This window comes from Treponema sp. R8-4-B8 (genome assembly GCF_054786175.1).
The window spans coordinates 1-2,202 of sequence record NZ_BDHE01000064.1 but is presented as its reverse complement, the minus strand read 5'-3'; the positions used below and the strand labels follow the sequence as shown (position 1 = coordinate 2,202).

At 37.8% G+C, this 2,202-nt stretch carries 3 protein-coding genes; all 3 read left to right on the top strand.

The features are described 5' to 3' along the window. A partial coding sequence (locus ACYVRA_RS06180) for a CapA family protein (RefSeq protein ID WP_461251875.1) occupies positions 1-262 on the top strand: 262 nt, incomplete at its 5' end. Between the two features lie 85 nt (positions 263-347). Then, complete coding sequence (corA, locus tag ACYVRA_RS06175; protein WP_461251874.1) at positions 348-1,460, top strand: magnesium/cobalt transporter CorA; 1,113 nt, start codon at positions 348-350, stop codon at positions 1,458-1,460. 6 nt (positions 1,461-1,466) lie between these two features. Further along, a partial coding sequence (locus ACYVRA_RS06170; RefSeq protein WP_461251873.1) for an aldo/keto reductase occupies positions 1,467-2,202 on the top strand: 736 nt, incomplete at its 3' end.

Genomic DNA, 2,202 nt, shown 5'->3' with positions numbered 1-2,202 from the left:
CTCACACCCACACACTGTGCAGGGGTTTGAATGGCTAGATGGGAAACTTGTTTTCTGGTCGTTGGGAAATTATGTTTTTGCCGGAATGGGCGGATTAGACGGCGGCGAGGAAGGTCTTTTAATCCGCTTAGGTTATATGGGTAAAACGCCGGTTTATTTTGAGCCGGTTCCGGTACAACTTAAAGGTCCCCGTTCTGATATTGGCAAGGCGGAACAACTCAATCGTTTTTACTCGCTTTCACGGGAATTAGCAGGCAAATAATCTTACCGGTTGTATTTTGTAAAAGAGGAATATACATATATATAATAAATAATTTATATGGTACAATAATAATAAAGGTGTATAAATGATCTTTGCAAAGAAAATAGAAATGCCGCTTGAAGATCTCGTTTATATAGGGGACAGGCCGGCGTTAGAAATGGATTTATCGATTATAACTTATGACGCGGCATCGGCGGAGCAGTTTAATTTATCCAATATTGATGAATTAGAAAAACATCGGCATAGCTCAAAAGAATCATGGATAAATATCAGCGGATTAAAAAATATTGATTTTATAAAGGCCTTAGGAAAGTTATATGACATTCACCCGTTAACTATTGAAGATATTTTAAATACCGAACAACAGTCAAAAGTTGAAATATTTGAAAACTATCGTTTTTTGTCGGTTAAGACAATACAGCGTGAAAAGAGATTTAATCACAATCAAAATAAAAAGATAAAACCATTTTTGTTATTTAAAAAGGAAGAAGAAAAAATTGATGAATTTTTAATTGATCAGGTAAGCATAATCATTATGAAAGACGCGCTGATAACTTTTCAGGAAATACCGGGTGATCCATTTGACAAAATAAGAAAAAAAATTCTGAACGGCATTGGAGAAATCCGTAAATCAGGAACGGATTATCTTATATATGAAATTATTAACGCCGTTATTGACGAGTATTTTCTTGCGTTAAATCATCTGGAAGAAGATATTGAGAATTTTGACGACCGCGCGACAAGAACAAGCGATGATATGTTTATGCAGGAACTGCAGGATACTAAAAAATATCTTTTGCAAATAAAAAAGGCAATTTCTCCGTTAAGAGAAAACGTTTCAATAATTTTACAGCAAAATCAATTTTTCTTAAAAAATAAATTTAAACCATTTGTGCAAAATTTACTGGAAAATTTACACAACGCGGAAGTAACCGTTGAGCATTACCGTGAATGGTTATCAAATATAATGGATGTAAATTTATCGGTTTTATCTCATCAGACGAATAAAGTAATGAAAGTATTGGCGATTATATCAACTATTTTTATCCCTTTAACTTTTATCGTAGGAATATACGGCATGAATTTTGATTATATGCCGGAGTTAAGACAGGTATGGGGTTACCCGGCTGTTTTAGGCGGCATGGGATTAATCGCGATAACAATGATACTTATATTTAAATTTAAACGTTGGTTTTAAAAGGTTATGCAGAAAACAATTTTTGGCAAGACTAATTTGACCGTAAGCCGCACAGGATTTGGCTGTATCCCTATCCAGCGTATTTCTTATGATGAAAGTACCGCGCTGTTGCGGCACGCTTACGATAATGGCGTTATTCTATACGATACCGCCAACGGGTATACGACAAGCGAAGACAGGATAGGTGCCGCTCTTAATAATGTCCGCGATAAAATTGTGTTATGCACAAAGTCCGCCGCGCAAACGCCTGACATATTAATGGAACATATTGAAAACAGCCTGAGGATGTTGCGTACGGATTATATCGACGTATTCCAGCTTCACAACCCGTCATTTGTGCCGCGCCCTGAAGGAAAGGACGGTCTTTATTCATGCGCTTTAAAAGCAAAGACGCAGGGTAAAATCCGTCACATCGGAATTACCGCGCACAGCAAAGATAACGCTAAAGAAGCGGTATTATCCGGTTTGTACGACACCCTGCAATACCCCCTGTCTTACCTGTCCACAGGTGAAGAATTGGCTCTCATCACTCTTTGCCGCGAACATAACATGGGTCTCCTTGCCATGAAGGCTCTATGCGGCGGATTGATTAGCAACGCCAAAGCAGCGTTTGCTTTTCTGCGTCAATATGAAAACGTAATCCCCATTTGGGGAATGCAAAAAATGGGCGAATTAGATGAATTCTTGTTATACGAAAACGAGCCTCCCTTATTAGACGGTAATCTGTTAAGCGCCATTGAAA

What these genes read in the sequence shown, in the direction of transcription:
- corA (WP_461251874.1), top strand. Translation starts at nt 348, where the DNA reads ATGATCTTTGCAAAGAAAATAGAAATGCCGCTTGAAGATCTCGTTTAT.